The sequence below is a fragment of the Streptomyces sp. SA15 genome, from assembly GCF_002291145.1.
In the GTDB taxonomy this organism is placed as follows: domain Bacteria; phylum Actinomycetota; class Actinomycetes; order Streptomycetales; family Streptomycetaceae; genus Streptomyces.
On sequence record NZ_NTGE01000016.1, the window covers coordinates 62,271 to 78,305 of the forward strand.

Consider the following 16,035-nt stretch of genomic DNA (forward strand, 5'->3'; position numbering starts at 1 on the left):
ATCCACCAGTCTGATCAGTGACTCACCGGTACGGCGGCAGGTGAAGCAACAGGAAACGGGCGCCCGGCTTGTCGGCTTCACGCAGACCCTCGGACGCCCGAACACTTCTCGAACCGTTACCCGGTGAACAGCTGTGTCGCCTTCCGGACGAGTTCATACAGCCCGTACCCGAGCGGCGCCCCCACCCACAGCCAGGCGAAGGCGATCAGCCCGCGCCGGTCAGGCGGACTCTGGCTGCTGTCGCCGGCCATCGACGACCTCCTTCGGTGCGGGGATGTGGTGACGAGCATGGACGGGACGAACGAGTTCATTGGCGACAAAGCCGACGACGAGCAGCCCGATCATGATGACGAACGACATACCGTAGAGGGCCGAGCCGTGCTTGCCCGCCTCCTCCTGCCGGTCGGCGATCCAGTTCACGATCAGCGGCCCGAGGACCCCGGCCGTGGACCAGGCCGTGAGCAGCCGGCCGTGGATCGCGCCGACCTGGTACGTGCCGAAGAGGTCCTTCAGATAGGCGGGGATCGTCGCGAATCCGCCGCCGTAGAAGGACAGGATCACCAGCGCGGCCAGGATGAACAGGGGCTTGGACGAGTCGCCGAACAGGGCGATCAGCGCGTACATCAGCGCGCCCGCGCCCAGGTAGACGCGGTAGATGTTCTTGCGCCCGATCAGGTCGGAGGTCGACGACCAGCCGATGCGGCCCGCCATGTTGGCCGCCGACAGCAGGGCGACGAAGCCGGCCGCGGCGGACACCGACACCGGTGTGGAGGTGTCCGCGAAGAAGTCTGTGATCATCGGGGCGGCCTTCTCCAGGATGCCGATGCCCGCGGTGACGTTCATGCAGAGCACGACCCACAGGCACCAGAACTGCGGGGTGCGCACCGCGTTGCGCGCCGATACCTGCGGCCCTTCGAAGGCGCTCGGCCCGGCGTCGGTGGGCCGCTCGCTGCGCGGCACCCGCACCAGCAGCACGCCCAGCAGCATGAATACGGCATACGACAGCCCGTGTACGAGGAACGCGAGCGCGATCCCGGAGCTGTCGGAACCGAACGACTCGAGCATCTGCGCCGACCAGGGCGAGGCGATCAGCGCACCGCCGCCGAAGCCCATGATGGCGATGCCGGTGGCCATGCCGGGCCGGTCCGGGAACCACTTGATCAGCGTCGAGACGGGCGAGATGTAGCCGATGCCGAGGCCGATCCCGCCGACGAAGCCGTAGCCGAGGACGATCAGCCAGTACTGCTCGGTGGCCGCGCCCAGCGCGGAGAGCAGGAAGCCCGAGGAGAAACAGACCAGGGCCACGCTCATCGCCCAGCGCGGCCCGTTGCGTTCCACGAGCGTGCCGCCGAACGCGGCCGACAGACCGAGCATGACGATGCCGAGCTGGAAGGGCAGCGCGCTCTGCGTACCGCTGAGACCGAGCGCGGATTCGAGCGGAGGCTTGAACACGCTCCAGGCGTAGGCCTGCCCGATGGAGAGATGGACGGAGAGGGCGGCCGGGGGGACGAGCCAGCGGCTCCAGCCAAGGGGGGCGACAGGGGGACTCATGAATCCGGAACGGTAGGAAAGATCACGGCAGTTGAAAAGGCGGCGCGTCGACCGCATGCGATGAGCGGTATCCAGGATGCGGTGAACGGTCGGCCCAAACGGGCGGACCAACCGGTTTCGGGTGCTGCGCGAACTCTTGCCGCCCCATGCCCCACACTGTAGACAATATTTCGTCGACAGAGTTTGCGAGACGACGACGGTGTGCGCGTACTGCGGAGTGGGATGCAACCTCACCCTGCACGTGCAGGACAATGAGATCGTGAAGGTCACCTCCCCGCACGACAACCCGGTGACCCACGGCAACCTCTGCATCAAGGGCCGTTTCGGCTACCAGCACGTACAGAACCGGGGCTGATCAGGACATGGGACGAGTCACGGAACGACGCAAGGTGATCCGCATCCGGGACGGGTCGGTCTCCAGCCGTCCGGACACGCTCGTCGCCGAGGAACCCCTGGAGATCAGGCTGAACGGCAAGCCGCTCGCGATCACCATGCGCACTCCGGGCGACGACTTCGCGCTGGCCGCCGGTTTTCTGGTGAGCGAGGGCGTACTGGCTGCCGCATCCGATCTGCTGAATATTGTCTACTGTGCGGGGGCGACCGTAGACGGCTCGAACACATACAACGTGGTGGACGTGAAGACGGCCCCCGGCGTGACGATCCCCGACATCACGCTCGAGCGGAACGTCTACACCACCTCCTCGTGCGGCCTGTGCGGCAAGGCGAGCCTCGACGCGGTCCGTACGACGGCCCGCTGGCCCATCGCCGACACTCCCCCGGTCCGCGTCGCCCCCGAGCTGCTCGCCGGCCTCCCCGACCGGCTGCGCGCGGCCCAGCGGGTCTTCGACCGGACCGGGGGCCTGCACGCGGCGGCCCTGTTCACGGAGGAGGGGGAGTTGCTCGACATACGGGAGGACGTGGGCCGGCACAACGCGGTCGACAAGCTGGTCGGCCGTGCCCTGCAGAACGGGGACCTGCCGTTGTCGCGGACGATCCTGCTGGTGTCGGGCCGTGCCTCGTTCGAGCTGGCGCAGAAGGCCGTGATGGCGGGCATCCCGGTGCTGGCGGCGGTCTCCGCGCCTTCGTCACTGGCCGTGGACCTGGCCGCGGAGACGGGGCTGACGCTGGTGGGCTTCCTGCGGGGCAGTTCCATGAACGTGTACGCGGGCGAGGACCGCATCGCCCTGCGGGCCGCGACCGCCCAGGGCTGACCGGTTCCCCGCGACACGGCGGCGGGGCCCCGACCGGCGGGGAGCGCCCCCTGCGCCGCAGGGGCCCCGCTGTGTTGGATGGCTCGGTCGCCTACGGGGCGACAAAGCCGGTGCCGAGACCACGACCGTGCTCAGCCCTTCGGGTCTGCGCGCTCCCCCACTCTCGGCTTCGCTCGAGCGGGGGGACCCCCATGTGCTCTCGACACCGGCGCGCCCCTTCGGCTCGCTCGCGGCCGACGCGTGGGGACAGTGAGCGTTGGTGGGCCCTTGCCCGCCGCTCGCTGGTGTCAGCCGTCACTCAGCCCCTCGTGAATCCCACCTCTGCGGCCCTTGCCACCATGCCCAGCCGGGGGAAGTCGAGCCGCACCGACGCCTCGTGCTCGGCCGCCGTGAACGCAGCCATGGCGTCCTCGACGAAGACGAGGTCGTAGCCGAGGTCGCCGCCCGCGCGGGCGGTGGACTCCACGCCGAGATTGGTGGCGATGCCGCCGAACACGAGGCCGGTGACGCCACGTTCGCGCAGGCGCTCGTCGAGGCCGGTGTCCTGGAAGCCGCCGATCGTCCGCTTCACGATCTCGATGTCGCCGTCGTGCGGCAGTCCGGCCGCCAGCCCGCTGCCGGGCGGCTGTTCGGCGACACCGGGGCGTTCGACGCGGACGAGTACGACGGGTGCGCCGGCCGAGCGGAACCGGGTCGCCAACTCCTCGCAGACAGCGAGGACTTCGGTTCCCTTGCGGGGTTCCAGCGGCAGGGCGACGATGCGCTCCATCAGGTCGACGAGGACGAGTGCGGTGCGCGCGGGGTCGAGCGCGAGGGGTGCGGCGGTCATGACGGAACGTTATCGGTCGTCAGCCGTCCGTACCGGAAATCCGGATCAACAGGCCGATGAAGTGGTCGCGTTCGGCTGCCGTCAGCGGGGCGAGGAGCGCGTCGTTCGCAGCCCGGGCCGCCTTCGCGCGCAGCGTTGGAGCAGGTGCGCGCTCTCGTCCCTGAGGGAGACCGCGTTCTCGCGGCGGCTCCCGGGGGTCAGGCTCGCGCACGGCCAGACCCGCGGACTGCAGGTCGTTGAGGATGCCGAGGAGGTCCTTGGGGTCGAGCCGGATGCCGCGGCCGAGGTCGGCCTGGGCGACCGGGGCCGGGTCGCCCAGGCCGACAGCACCACGTGGTGCCACATCCTCATACCTCCGTGGCCAGCGCCTCACCAGGGCCCGGCAGCGGCCGGCCGCGCGGCCGAAGAGCCGGCTGGGCAGGGAGAGGATCGCGGGAAGCGGGGCGCCGGCCGTGCCTGCAGCCGTGCACGAGGTGTTCTCGCTCGAGGACGCGGCTAAGGCGCATGAGGCGAGCGAGTCGCTTGGCAACCTCGGAAAGGTGCCGTTGCGCCACTTGACCCCACCGGGCAATACCCCCCGGCGCACCGCTTGTGGCGCGCCAGCGGCCCTGGCTGACGCCTGTGACGGATCGTCAGACATAGCCTGTCCAGATGTTCAGACAGGAAAGGGAAGGTCGCTCCACGCCGTCGGCATGGCTCCGCACACGTCTCAGACGCACCTTGGCCGTGGTCATCGCCACCGCGGCGGTGGCCGCGTCGCCCGCCCCCACCCACGCCCAGCCCCTCGCCTCTGCCCCGGAGTTCCGGCAGCAGATCCTCTTCAAGGCCTCCCGGGATCCCGGCTACGCCTGTTTCCGCATCCCGGCGATCGTGCATACAGTCGACGGCACACTGCTGGCATTCGCCGAGGGGCGTGTCCTCAATTGCGGCGACGCCGCCGACATCGACATCGTCCTCAAGCGCTCCACGGACGGCGGCCGCACCTGGGGGCCGCTCCAGGTGGTCAACGAAGGCGGCGGCGCCACCCACGGCAACCCGGCCCCGGTCGTGGACCGGCAGACCGGCCGCATCCTGCTCGCCGAGACCTACAACACGGGCCGTACGGACGACGCCAGTTGCTCCGTGCCCTGCGACCGCACCCCGCATCTGCAGTACAGCGACGACGACGGTCTGACCTGGTCGGCGCCGCGCGACCTGAGCGCCGAGATCCTGCCCGCCCCCTGGAACTCCTGGTACGCCACCGGTCCGGTGCACGGCATCCAGCTCATCCGCGGCACGCACGCCGGCCGCCTGGTGTTCGGCGTCAACTCCGAGACGTGGAACGGCAGTCGGGTCACCGCCAACCACGCCGGCCTCGTCGTCAGTGACGACGGCGGTGACCACTGGAGGATCGGCGCCACCGACTCCTGGCCGCTCGCCGGCGACGGCACTTTCCGGCAGAAGCCCGCCGAGCTGACCCTCACCGAACGCACCGACGGCTCGCTCCTGGTCAGCGGCCGCGAGGAGGACGGCACCGACCTCGGCCACCGGACCCAGGCCGTCAGCCTGGACGGCGGCGACAGTTTCACCACCCCCTTCACCCCTCTCCCGGACCTCTACGCGCCCCAGGTCCAGTGTGCGACCCTCGGACTCGGCGACCGCACCCTGCTGTCCTGCCCCGGCGACCCGGACCGCCGCCGGACGATGACGATCCGCTCCTCCTACGACGGCGGCCGCACCTGGGACACCGTCGACCGCGGCACGGTCGTCACCAAGGACTGGTCCGGTTACTCCGACATGGCGGCGATCGACGACCACACGGTGGGCCTGCTGTACGAGGGCGGAACCGCCGACGCGCGCGACGAGATCCGCTTCGCCCGGTTCACTGCGGACTGGCTGCGGCCGCGCCGCGGTCCCGATCCGACCACCGCCGACCTCGCCCCGCAGGCCGGCCCCGCGGCCGTCCTCGGCGGGGCGAAACAGACGGACGGCGCGGTCGGCGGCGCGCTGGAGTTCGACGGCGCCGACGACGCCGTACGCCTGCCGCACCGTGCGCGACTCCCCCTTGCCACCAAGGACTTCACGGCGTCGCTGTGGTTCCGTCACACCGCCAGGACGGGGGAGCAGCCACTGCTGTGGATGGGCGGGGTCGGCAACCGTCAGCCGCAGGTCTGGCTGCGCGGCGAGCCCGCGAGCGGCCGGGTGCGCGGTCTGATCACCACGCGGGAGGGTCCGACGACCCTCCGCATGGCGTCCGTGAGCACCGCCGGCGCCTACAACGACGGCCGGTGGCATCGTCTGGCCCTGCGCCGTGGCGGCGGCCGGCTGACCCTGTTCATCGACGGCAGAGCGATCGGCGCCGCAGACGTGCCGGGCTCGGTCAGCCGTAACTCGCCCTTCGGTGTGCACATCGGGCAGCGCATGGACAGCAGGGCGTTCTTCACCGGTGCGATCGACGACGTCCGCGTCTGGGACCGGGCGCTGAGCGACGAGGAACTCGCCCCCGGCGGGGCGCCCGTGGGCGATCCCGTCCTGTGGCTGCCCATGGACCGGGTGAGCGCCAGCCACTAACGTCCCGGAGCGTGCCCGAGGACACGCGATCACGACAGCGCACGGGAGCCGGGGTCGGTCTGCTGCTGACCCTGGTTCTCGCGGCCGTGCTGCTCACCGCCCTCCCGGACGACGGTGAGCAGGATGGCGACGACTGTATACCGCATACCGTCGGCTCGTGGTCGACCGACGACCGTCTCACCACGGAATTCGCCCGCTACGGCGACGACGCGACCCGTACCGACGACTGGACCGGCGGCGACGGCACCCACTCGGTGCGGCTGCCGGACGGCCGGATGCTGTGGCTGTTCTCGGACACCTACCTCGGCCAGGTGCACGGCCCGCCCAACCCGGTCGGCGAGTCCTACGCCTGGCGGGACACCACGGCTCCGCTGGTGCGCAACTCGGCCGTGGTGATGCGCGACGGACGCCTGCAGACCACGCTCCCCGCGCCCCTCTTCCCGGACCCGGGCCCGAACCAGTGGCGCTGGCCGGTCGCGGCCCGCGTCGAGCCGCGCTCCCCCGGCTCCTCCGAGCAGGTGCTGCGGGTCCTGCTGTGGGTGCGGACGGCGGGCTCGGCCCCCTGGATCTACGGTGTGCCCACCGCCACCGAGGTCGCGACCCTCTCCCTGCCCGATCTGCGCGTGGAGTCGGTGGTCAAGGTGCTCGACCAGCAGCAGGTCCAGGATCCGTCCCGGCGCGTGCTGTTCGGCACCACGCTGGTGAAGAAGGGCGGCTGGACGTACGTCTTCGGCGGCGACGACGGCCAGGCAGCGTCCCGGCCCACCTCGTCGGCGTATGTGGCGCGGGTGCCGGAGGGCGGCCTCGGCGATCCGGCCGCCTGGGAGTACTGGGACGGCGAGGCGTGGACGGCCCGCGCCCGCCCAGCCTCGGTGCTGGGGGACGGACAGCGCACGGGCGTAGGCAGCGCTTTCTCCGTGGTCCGCCAGAAAGGGACGTACGTGCTGTTCACGATGGCCTCGGGGACGAAGGGGCTGACCACGGTGACCTCGTACTGGTCCTGCGCCCCCACCGGTCCCTGGCACGGCCCGACGAAGGACTTCAGCCCGGCACTGCCGCCGGGCCAGGTCGCCGCCTACAACCCGCAGACGCACCCCGAGCTCAGCGACGACGGGCGGCTCGTGCTCAGCTATGACGTCAACTGGCTGGAGCCGACCGGCGCCGCCGCGCAGCTCAACCGGAACGTGTCCCTGTACCGACCGCGGTTCGTGACGCTGCGGCTGACGTCGCGGGGCTGACCTCCTCGCGGGGGTCGTGCGAGCGGCGTTTGGCGATCACCGCGCACACCATCAGCTGCATCTGGTGGAAGAGCATCAACGGCAGCACGGCCAGCGCGGCATGCGCGCCGAACAGCACGCTCGCCATGGGCAGCCCGGAGGCGAGGGACTTCTTCGAGCCCGCGAACTGGATCGCGATCCGGTCCTCGCGGTCGAAGCGCAGCGCCTTGCCGCCGTACCAGGTCAGGGCGAGCATCACGGCGAGCAGCACCGCCTCGACGGCGAGCAGGCCGGCCAGCCGGACGGGGCTGACCTGGTGCCAGATTCCCTGGACCATGCCCTCGCTGAACGCGGTGTACACGACGAGGAGGATCGAGCCGCGGTCGACCAGGCCGAGGACCTTCTTGTGCCGGGCGACGAAGCCCCCGATCCAGCGCCGCAGCACCTGCCCCGCGACGAACGGCACCAGGAGCTGCAGCACGATCTCGAGGAGCGAGTCGGCGGAGAACCCGCCGGCGCTGCTGCCGAGCAGGGCGGCCGCCAGCAGCGGGGTGATGACGATGCCGGCCAGCGAGGAGAAGGAGCCGGCGCAGATCGCGGCGGGCACGTTGCCGCGGGCGATCGAGGTGAAGGCGATCGACGACTGGATCGTCGACGGCACGAGCGTCAGGAAGAGCAGCCCCTGGTAGAGCGGGTGCGTCAGGAACACCGGGACTAGTCCGCGGGCGGCCAGCCCCAGCAGCGGGAACACGACGAACGTGCAGGCCAGGACGGTGACGTGGAGCCGCCAGTGCTTGAGTCCGTTCAGCGCCTCACGGGTGGACAGCCGGGCGCCGTAGAGGAAGAAGAGGAAGGCGATCGCGCCGGTGGAGGCACCCGAGGACACGTCGGCCGCCGTCCCGCGGGCGGGGAGAAGGGCCGCGAGGCCCACCGTCCCGAGCAGCAGCAGGATGTACGGGTCGATCGGCATCCAACTCGGCCATCGCAGGCGTTTCACGGTGCTCCACTTGCTCGGTGCTGTCGGCGGTACGAGGACAGGCCCTCTGGTACGTCGGGCCCCTGGTACGTCGGGCCTCTCGTACGACGGGCCCGTCGTACAGGGTCATGGATCCCCTCTCCATCCTCCTCCCCCACCCGGCGATCGGGAATCCGGTATACCGCACTCACTGTCATCATGTTCCGCGATAGCCTGGGTGCGTGTACGACCCCTCCCAGCTGCGTACGTTCCTCGCGGTGGCCCAGACGCTGAGCTTCACGCAGGCCGCCCGGCGGCTCGGGCTGCGCCAGTCGACGGTCAGCCAGCACGTACGGCGGCTGGAGGACGCCACCGGACGGCAGCTGTTCAGCCGGGACACCCACTCCGTGGAGCTGACGGAGGACGGTGAGGCGATGCTCGGCTTCGCACGCCGGCTCCTGGAGGTGCACGAGCAGGCGACGGCGTTCTTCACGGGGACGCGGGTGCGCGGCCGACTGCGTTTCGGCGCGTCCGAGGACTTCGTCCTGACCCGGCTGCCGGAGATCCTGGAGGGCTTCCGCCACGACCATCCCGAGGTCGACCTGGAGCTGACGGTCGAGCTGTCGGGCACGCTGCACGAACAGCTGGCGGCCGGGAAGCTGGATCTGGTGCTGGCGAAGCGGCGGCCCGAGGACCCGCACGGACGGCTGGTCTGGCGGGACGAGCTGGTGTGGATCGGCGCTGAGCGGCTGCGGCTGGATCCGGACCGGCCGGTACCGCTGATCGTCTATCCGCCGCCCGGCATCACCCGAGCGCTCGCCATGGAGGCGCTGGAGCGGCAGGGGCGGGCGTGGCGCATCGCGTGCACCAGCGGCAGCCTCAACGGCCTGATCGCGGCGGCCCGCGCGGGTCTCGGCGTGATGGCGCATTCACGAGGACTCGTCCCGCCGGGCCTGGTGCGCGTGCCGGAGCGGGCAGGCCTGCCCGAGTTGGGCCGCGTCGACTTCGTCCTGGTCCACGGCCGCCGCCGCACCTCGGCGCAGAGCGCGGCGGACGCCCTGGCGACGGCGATCCTGGCGGGCGGCGACCGACTGCAGCGCCGCGGACGCGGTTGACCCGGGGGACTGTTGGCACGTCGATGGCGATGGCGATGATGCCGGCGCGGACAGTGACGGATCGGGCAGCGCCGACGCTGACAGAAGAGAGGTCCGCACCCCCGGCGGGACAGGCCGCGACCGGACACGCCGGGAGTAATCGGGTCGTACAGATTCGGTGGAGATTACGGCACCGAAACTTACTCAACCGTCAGTTTTCTGTCCGACCCTTCCCCATGTGAGCGCATTTTCCGCCACTGACCAGTGCATACGTGAGCCATGCTCGGCTTCTGACCCCCTCCCGCCCCGTCTTAGGGTGGGGTAGCTTTCACGGCGCTGTGCGGAGCGCCACAAGAAAAGCGGGGAGCGGGGTTTGCGCGAGTTCACCAACCCTCCGTTGGCGTTGGCACCGCCGGTGGGCGGACTGGCCGACGTCGTCTTCGAACATGCCCAGGACGACCCCCTGTACATCGCGCTCGGCCGCAAGGACCAGGCGGGGCAGTGGCGGGATGTGACCTCCGCCGAGTTCCGCGACGAGGTCCTCGCCCTCGCCAAGGGCCTGCTCGTGCGGGGCGTCCGGTTCGGCGACCGGGTCGCCATCATGTCCCGCACCCGCTACGAGTGGACGCTGTTCGACTTCGCGCTGTGGACGATCGGCGCCCAGGTGGTGCCGCTCTACCCCACCTCCTCGGCCGAGCAGTGCTTCTGGACGCTGTACGACGCCGAGGTGTCGGCGGCGATCGTGGAGCACGAGGACCACGCGATGACGATCGCCACGGTCATCGACCGGCTCCCCCAACTGCGTCAGCTGTTCCAGCTCGACGCGGGCGCGCTGCAGGAGCTGTACGACGCCGGCGCCCACCTCGACGACGAGGTGGTGCACCGGCACCGGCAGGCGGTGACCCCGGACTCGGTCGCGACGATCATCTACACCTCGGGCACCACGGGCCGTCCCAAGGGCTGTGTCATCTCGCACGGCAACTTCATGTTCGAGGCGGACACGGTCATCCAGCGCTGGGAGCCGGTGTTCCACTCCAAGAAGGGCGACCAGGCGGCGACCCTGCTGTTCCTGCCGCTCGCGCATGTCTATGGGCGGATGGTCGAGGTCGCCGGAATCCGCGGCAAGGTCAAGTTCGGCCACCAGCCGCAGCTGAGCGCCTCGGCCCTGCTGCCCGACCTGGCCGCGTTCAAGCCGACCTTCTTCCTCGCGGTGCCGTACATCTTCGAGAAGGTGTTCAACGCGTCCCGCCGCAAGGCGGAGCGGGAGGGCAAGTCCGGCCCGTTCGAGAAGGCCGTCGAGGTCGCCGTGAAGTACGCGGACGCGATGGAGGCGAAGGCCTGGGGCATCGGGCCCGGGCCCTCGGCGGGTCTGCGTATGCAGCACCAGCTTTTCGACAAGCTGGTCTACTCCAAACTGCGGGCCGCGATGGGCGGCCGTATCCGGCACGCGATGACCGGCGGCTCGGGGATGGACCGCAAGCTGGGACTGTTCTTCGCGGGGGCGGGCGTGCACATCTACGAGGGGTACGGCCTCACCGAGTGCACCGCGGCCGCGACCGCCAACCCGCCCGACCGCACCCGCTACGGCACCGTCGGGCAGCCCATCCCGGGCATGACCGTGCACATCGCGGACGACGGTGAGATCTGGCTGCGCGGCGACAACGTCTTCCAGGGCTACCTCAACAACCCCAAGGCCACCGACGAGGCCCTGCACGACGGCTGGTTGGCCACCGGCGACCTCGGCTCCCTCGACGAGGACGGCTTCCTCACCATCACCGGCCGCAAGAAGGAGATCCTCGTCACGTCCGGCGGCAAGAGCGTCTCGCCGGGGATGCTGGAGGAACGGGTGCGCGACCATCCGCTGGTCTCCCAGTGCATCGTCGTCGGCAACGACCGCCCGTACGTCGCCGCCCTGGTCACCCTCGATCAAGAGGCCGTCGAACACTGGCTGGCGATGCGCGGCAAACCGCAGATGCCGCCGGCCCAACTGGTGCGCGACGCGGACCTGGAGACAGAGGTGCGGCGCGCGGTGGTCGCCGCCAACACGCTTGTCTCCCAGGCCGAGTCGATCCGCACCTTCCGTATCCTGGCCCAGCCCTTCACCGAGGAACACGGCCTGCTGACCCCGTCGTTGAAACTGAAGCGCAAGGCGATCGAGAACGCGTACGCCAATGAGGTCGAGGCGCTGTACCGAGCCTGAGGTTGTTTCCGGCGGATTCTCCGGTCAGGAATGCATCGCGGCTCGTGATCGTTGACGATGGGAGTACCACCTGACGACAACCGTAAGGATCAAGAGCTCGTGAGCAGCAAGGTCCCCCCGATCATCCTCAACAACGGCGTCGAGATGCCCCAGCTGGGCTTCGGCGTCTGGCAGGTGCCGGACGACGAGGCGGAGCGGGCCGTCGCCACCGCGTTGGAGACCGGGTACCGCAGCATCGACACAGCGGCGATCTACGGCAACGAGGAAGGCACCGGCAAGGCCATCGCCACCTCCGGCGTCCCCCGCGAGGACATCTTCGTCACCACCAAGCTCTGGAACAGCGACCAGGGGTACGACTCGACGCTGCGCGCCTTCGACACCTCGCTGGAGAAGCTGGGCCTGGAGTACGTCGACCTGTACCTGATCCACTGGCCGCTGCCGGCGGTGGACAGTTACGTCGACACGTACAAGGCGTTCGAGAAGCTGCACGCCGACGGCCGTGTCCGGGCCATCGGTGTCTCCAACTTCCTTCCGGAGCACCTTCAGCGGCTGATCGGCGAGACGTCGGTCATCCCGGCGGTCAACCAGATCGAGCTGCACCCGCACCTGCAGCAGCATGCCTCCCGTGAGTTCCACGCCGAGCAGGGAATCGCCACCGAGGCCTGGTCTCCGCTCGGCCAGGGCAAGGGCCTGCTGGAGGTTCCGGCGATCGTGGCCATCGCCCAGAAGCACGGCCGTACCCCGGCCCAGGTCGTGCTGCGCTGGCACCTCCAGCTCGGCAACGTCGTGATCCCGAAGTCCGTGACGCCGTCCCGGATCAAGGAGAACATCGAGGTTTTCGACTTCAGCCTGGACACCGAGGACCTGGCGGCGATCAGCGCACTGAACGAGGACCGTCGGCTGGGTCCGGACCCGGCCGTGTTCAACATGACCTGACCTGACCTGACGTCGACATGACCTGACCCTGACGTCGACACCTTCGCGCCCCGGGACCGGAACCACGGTCCCGGGGCGCGGTCGCGCCCGGCCGTCCGGACGGGGAACGCCACCCGACTGGGGGATCTGCCGTCTTATCGGTGGGTCACCGTGATCGAATCCGGTGTGGAAACTTTCCGGACAGAGAGGTCCTCCGCCGTGCGCATCCGACCACTGCCCCTGGCCGCGGCCTCGGGAGCCGCGCTGCTCGTCGCCGGGTTGCTGCCCGCGAGCGCTTCCGGCACCCCGCGTCCGACGTCGGCCCAGGCCCAGTCCCAGGCCCAGTCCCAGGTGCAGGCCTGGGCCCGGGCCCAGGAGGGCACGGTCGGCGCGGCCGAACTGCTCGCCGAGGTGGCGTCCTGCGACCGGATCTCCCACGGCAGGTACCGCACCGACGCGGCGGCGCCGGCCGCCATCCCGGTGTGCGGCAAGAACGGCGCGGTCTTCTGGAAGGCCGACATGGACATCGACTGCGACGGTCAGCGAACGGCCCGGTGCAATGAGGACACCGACCCCTGGTTCCAGGGCGACACCGCCTTCCACCAGTCCGACGGCAAACCCCTGAAGTCCGACACCCTGCCGTACGTCGTCGTGCCCAGCCCCAGCCGCACGTGGAACTACAAGGCCGCGGACATCAAGGGCGGCGGTGTGGTCGCGGTGATCCACCGCGACCGGGTCCAGTACGCGGTCGTCGGCGACACCGGCCCCAGGAAGATCATCGGAGAGGCCTCGTACGCAACCGCGCGGGCCCTCGGCATCGACCCGGACCCGGCACACGGCGGTACCGGCTCCGGGGTGACGTACATCCTGTTCACGAACTCACGGGCCTCCCCCATCGAGAGCCACAGCGCGGCGGTGTCCCTCGGCGAGCGGTTGGCGGAAGAGTTCCTCCAGGACAACTGACTGCGGCGATACGTCAGTTGGGCTGCCCGATCGGCCGTACGACGACGGTGTTGACGTCGACGCCTGCGGGCTGCTCGACGGCCCAGACGACCGAGTCGGCGATCTGGTCGGCGGTGAACAGGTGACCGGGCGGCAGGCTGCCGTAGCTGTCCCAGAAGGGGGTCTCCACCCGGCCGGGCGCGATCAGCGTGACGCCGACACCGAACTCGGTCACCTGACGGCGGGTGTTCTCCGCGAGCCCGGTCACCGCCCACTTCGTCGCCCCGTACACGTTGCCCGGCCCGTGGACGAACCCGGCGACGCTGCCGACCAGCACGATCCGGCCGCGGGTCTCCTTCAGGGCGTCGATCGACGCTCGGATGAGCAGCGCGGGGCCGAGGACGTTGGTCAGCACCATCTCGGTCCAGCCGGCGGGATCGCCTTCGGCGACCGTGTCGTGGGTGGCGAAACCGGCGTTGGCAACGACTGTATCCAGTCGCCCGTATTCCTTGAGTGTACGGTCGACAGCCGACTGTATTTCGTCGTAGTCGGCCGCGTTGCCGACCATCGTCAACAGGCCGTCGGGATGCCCGAGTTCGTCGGCGAATCCGCGCAGCCGTTCCTCGCCACGACCGGTGACGGCGACCCGCTGCCCGGCGTCGAGCAGCCGCCGGGCGACCGCGGCGCCGATGCCACTGCCGCCGCCGGTGATGAGCGTGACCGGTGAGTCGGTCATGAGTACCCCCCTGGGTTCTTCGGTGGACGCCCGGGAGTCCATCAGTTGGAGCGCTCTCGATGTCAAGGGACGCGAGGAGGGATCAGTGCCCGCAGGTGCCGCGATACTCGGCCGAAGGGAAGTAGCGCCGCCACTCGGCCTCGGTGAGACCGCGTCGCGCCCGCGCGCACACCTCTTCCGCCGCCCGGCTCGCCGCCAACGGGCTGACACGCTCGGCGAGATGCGGAGTGGCGATGCGCAACTCGCCGCCGTCACCGGTGAATTCGAGCGAGAGGACGGGCCCGTCCCCGGCCGGCAGCGTCGCCGCCGGCAACGCGGGCGAGGCCGTCTCCCAAACCTCTACGGACCCGCCGGGCGCGCCGCCCGCGAGGAGTGAGCCGTCGGCGGAGAACGCCAGCGCCGTGTCCTGCGTGGTGGAGCCGACGGCCCTCAGTACGGCGATCCTGCGCCAGGTGTGGGCGTCCCACAGGGTGAGGCGGCCCTGGGCGTCGGCCACGGCGAGGTATCGGCCGTCCGGGCTGAAGGAGCCGTCACGGAGGAAGTCCTCTCCGTCGACTCCCTTGACTCCCTTGACTCCCTTGCGAGGCTTGCCGGTTGACACGTCGACGAGGGTTCCCTCGGAGGTCAATGCGGTGCGGCCCGTGGGGTCGACCGTCACGGCCATGGAATCGGTGCCCGCGACGCTGACGGTGACGCGCGCGGTCGCGTCAGACATCGGCGTATCCCGCCAGCCCTTGCGCAGCAGGCCGTGCAGCGAGAGGGTGCGCACGACGCTGGTCCGTCCGTCCTCGCGGTAACGCAGGACGCCCTTATCGGGATCCAGACGGATGTCGCCGATCGTGGAGGCGGCCACGGGATAGGTGAGGAGCGGCTCGCGCGTGCTGCCGTCCGTCGGGGCCGGAAGGTCCGTACGCCACAGGGTGAAGGAGCCCGTGCCCCAGGCCAGGGCGTAGGCACCGGCGAACTCCACGGCATGCGCGCCGCCCGCGATCTTCAGCCGGGGACGCTCGCGGCCGGCCCGGAAGTCCCAGGTCACGATCCCGTCGGAGGTACCGGATGCCACGGCCCGGTGATCGGGGGTGAACGTGAGTTCCCCCTGGCACAGCGTCCGCTGGGTCGCCCGGGGCACCCCCGTCGCCACGAGGCGCCCCTCGACGCCGTCGAGGACCTGTAGTCGGTCACCGTCGTGCGTGCACCAGGCGAGGTACCGGTCGTCACGGCTCAGCACGGGCAACCCGCCGTCGTCGCTGCCCCGGTCGTACCGGAACAGCACGCGCTGTCGGCGTACGTCCCACACTTCGAGCGTCGCCCGGCCGTCGTCCGCGCCCCGCACCGGACGCCGTACGACGAAGGTGCGCCCGCTCGATCCGAACCCGCCGTCGGTGTCGTTCGGCGGCCCGATCACGAGCCGGCGCGTACTGCCGTCGGCCAGTCCACCGATCACCATGCCCGCACCATCCGGTGAGCGGTATGCGATGTACGAGCCATCAGCGCTGGCACTGACCACACCCTCGGACAGTCCGGGGCGCTGAACGGAACGGATACGCCGGTGCCCCGGCACGTCCCACTGGACCGCCTTGTCGTGGACGACCGTGGTGAGGATCCGGCCGTCGCGGCTGAGCCAGGCGGGCGCGTTCAGCGCGCGTCCGCCGTCCTCGGGCTGGGTGAACACATCCTGTTCGCTCTGCGCGGCGGCCTCCGCAGCGCCTCCCGCGTCTCGGGCAGGTCGGCGGTGCGCCAGGCGGCGAGGGCCAGCCGCATCGCGGCGCCCGGGTCGGTGGAACGGAGCGTGTCGGCCTGCCCGGCCGCCCGACGGGCCTCGGCCTCGTCGCGCT

14 protein-coding genes and 2 pseudogenes are annotated in these 16,035 nt (G+C 70.4%); 8 read left to right on the forward strand and 8 right to left on the reverse strand.

Annotated elements, in window-relative coordinates:
* Positions 1-116: 116 nt before the first annotated feature.
* Entirely contained in the window at positions 117-251 is a 135-nt protein-coding gene (locus CLM62_RS50935; RefSeq protein ID WP_257003629.1) for a hypothetical protein, read from the reverse strand.
* Positions 220-1,551 (reverse strand): OFA family MFS transporter, encoded by a 1,332-nt coding sequence (locus tag CLM62_RS02650; RefSeq protein ID WP_095748247.1) that lies wholly within the window; start codon positions 1,549-1,551, stop codon positions 220-222. Before CLM62_RS02650 ends, CLM62_RS50935 begins: the two co-directional genes overlap by 32 nt.
* Positions 1,552-1,738: 187 nt before the next feature.
* On the opposite strand from CLM62_RS02650, the pseudogene CLM62_RS02655 reads away from it, so the two are divergent.
* A pseudogene (locus tag CLM62_RS02655) lies at positions 1,739-1,906 on the forward strand (Fe-S-binding domain-containing protein); the annotation flags it as partial.
* Positions 1,907-1,913: 7 nt separating this feature from the next.
* A complete protein-coding gene (gene fdhD, locus CLM62_RS02660) occupies positions 1,914-2,762 on the forward strand; it encodes a formate dehydrogenase accessory sulfurtransferase FdhD (RefSeq protein WP_095748248.1) in 849 nt (282 codons plus the stop codon).
* A gap of 298 nt (positions 2,763-3,060) precedes the next feature.
* Here the strand turns inward: fdhD and CLM62_RS02670 are convergent, their stop codons facing one another.
* Complete coding sequence (locus CLM62_RS02670; RefSeq protein WP_095748250.1) at positions 3,061-3,591, reverse strand: isochorismatase family protein; 531 nt, start codon at positions 3,589-3,591, stop codon at positions 3,061-3,063.
* A 19-nt stretch (positions 3,592-3,610) separates the two neighbouring features.
* Positions 3,611-4,021 (reverse strand): annotated as a pseudogene (locus CLM62_RS02675) (MarR family winged helix-turn-helix transcriptional regulator).
* Positions 4,022-4,242: 221 nt separating this feature from the next.
* Between CLM62_RS02675 and CLM62_RS02680 the strand changes: the two are divergent.
* On the forward strand, positions 4,243-6,141 hold the full coding sequence (locus CLM62_RS02680) for a sialidase family protein (protein ID WP_095748251.1): 1,899 nt from the start codon (positions 4,243-4,245) through the stop codon (positions 6,139-6,141).
* An 11-nt stretch (positions 6,142-6,152) separates the two neighbouring features.
* A complete protein-coding gene (locus CLM62_RS02685; RefSeq protein WP_095748252.1) occupies positions 6,153-7,379 on the forward strand; it encodes a DUF4185 domain-containing protein in 1,227 nt (408 codons plus the stop codon).
* Here the strand turns inward: CLM62_RS02685 and CLM62_RS02690 are convergent.
* A complete protein-coding gene (locus CLM62_RS02690) occupies positions 7,315-8,328 on the reverse strand; it encodes a bile acid:sodium symporter family protein (RefSeq protein ID WP_179381903.1) in 1,014 nt (337 codons plus the stop codon). The two genes, CLM62_RS02685 and CLM62_RS02690, sit on opposite strands and share 65 nt — an antisense overlap.
* A gap of 227 nt (positions 8,329-8,555) precedes the next feature.
* Here CLM62_RS02690 and CLM62_RS02695 point away from each other — a divergent pair, with 227 nt between their 5' ends.
* The 4 genes from CLM62_RS02695 (at position 8,556) to CLM62_RS02710 (ending at position 13,485) form a co-directional block, all read left to right on the forward strand.
* Complete coding sequence (locus tag CLM62_RS02695; RefSeq protein WP_095748254.1) at positions 8,556-9,428, forward strand: LysR substrate-binding domain-containing protein; 873 nt, start codon at positions 8,556-8,558, stop codon at positions 9,426-9,428.
* 352 nt (positions 9,429-9,780) lie between these two features.
* The gene (locus tag CLM62_RS02700; RefSeq protein ID WP_095748255.1) at positions 9,781-11,607 is read left to right on the forward strand and encodes a long-chain fatty acid--CoA ligase; all 1,827 of its coding nucleotides are present in this window, start codon (positions 9,781-9,783) and stop codon (positions 11,605-11,607) included.
* A 99-nt stretch (positions 11,608-11,706) separates the two neighbouring features.
* Positions 11,707-12,543, forward strand: coding sequence for an aldo/keto reductase (locus CLM62_RS02705; RefSeq protein WP_095748256.1), 837 nt, complete (start codon positions 11,707-11,709; stop codon positions 12,541-12,543).
* A 198-nt stretch (positions 12,544-12,741) separates the two neighbouring features.
* Complete coding sequence (locus tag CLM62_RS02710; protein WP_095748257.1) at positions 12,742-13,485, forward strand: glycoside hydrolase family 75 protein; 744 nt, start codon at positions 12,742-12,744, stop codon at positions 13,483-13,485.
* A gap of 13 nt (positions 13,486-13,498) precedes the next feature.
* On the opposite strand, the gene CLM62_RS02715 is transcribed toward CLM62_RS02710, so the two are convergent.
* From CLM62_RS02715 to CLM62_RS50645, 3 genes are all read right to left on the reverse strand, one after another.
* Positions 13,499-14,200, reverse strand: a complete 702-nt coding sequence (locus CLM62_RS02715; protein WP_095748265.1) for an SDR family oxidoreductase — start codon at positions 14,198-14,200, stop codon at positions 13,499-13,501.
* Positions 14,201-14,282: 82 nt separating this feature from the next.
* A complete protein-coding gene (locus tag CLM62_RS50940; protein ID WP_257003630.1) occupies positions 14,283-15,872 on the reverse strand; it encodes a hypothetical protein in 1,590 nt (529 codons plus the stop codon).
* A partial coding sequence (locus tag CLM62_RS50645; protein ID WP_218835542.1) for a hypothetical protein occupies positions 15,836-16,035 on the reverse strand: 200 nt, incomplete at its 5' end. The genes CLM62_RS50645 and CLM62_RS50940, both read right to left, overlap by 37 nt.

What these genes read in the sequence shown, in the direction of transcription:
- CLM62_RS02690 (WP_179381903.1), bottom strand. Translation starts at nt 8,328, where the DNA reads ATGCCGATCGACCCGTACATCCTGCTGCTGCTCGGGACGGTGGGCCTC.
- CLM62_RS02650 (WP_095748247.1), bottom strand. Translation starts at nt 1,551, where the DNA reads ATGAGTCCCCCTGTCGCCCCCCTTGGCTGGAGCCGCTGGCTCGTCCCC.
- CLM62_RS50935 (WP_257003629.1), bottom strand. Translation starts at nt 251, where the DNA reads ATGGCCGGCGACAGCAGCCAGAGTCCGCCTGACCGGCGCGGGCTGATC.
- CLM62_RS02715 (WP_095748265.1), bottom strand. Translation starts at nt 14,200, where the DNA reads ATGACCGACTCACCGGTCACGCTCATCACCGGCGGCGGCAGTGGCATC.
- CLM62_RS02670 (WP_095748250.1), bottom strand. Translation starts at nt 3,591, where the DNA reads ATGACCGCCGCACCCCTCGCGCTCGACCCCGCGCGCACCGCACTCGTC.
- CLM62_RS02680 (WP_095748251.1), top strand. Translation starts at nt 4,243, where the DNA reads ATGTTCAGACAGGAAAGGGAAGGTCGCTCCACGCCGTCGGCATGGCTC.
- fdhD (WP_095748248.1), top strand. Translation starts at nt 1,914, where the DNA reads ATGGGACGAGTCACGGAACGACGCAAGGTGATCCGCATCCGGGACGGG.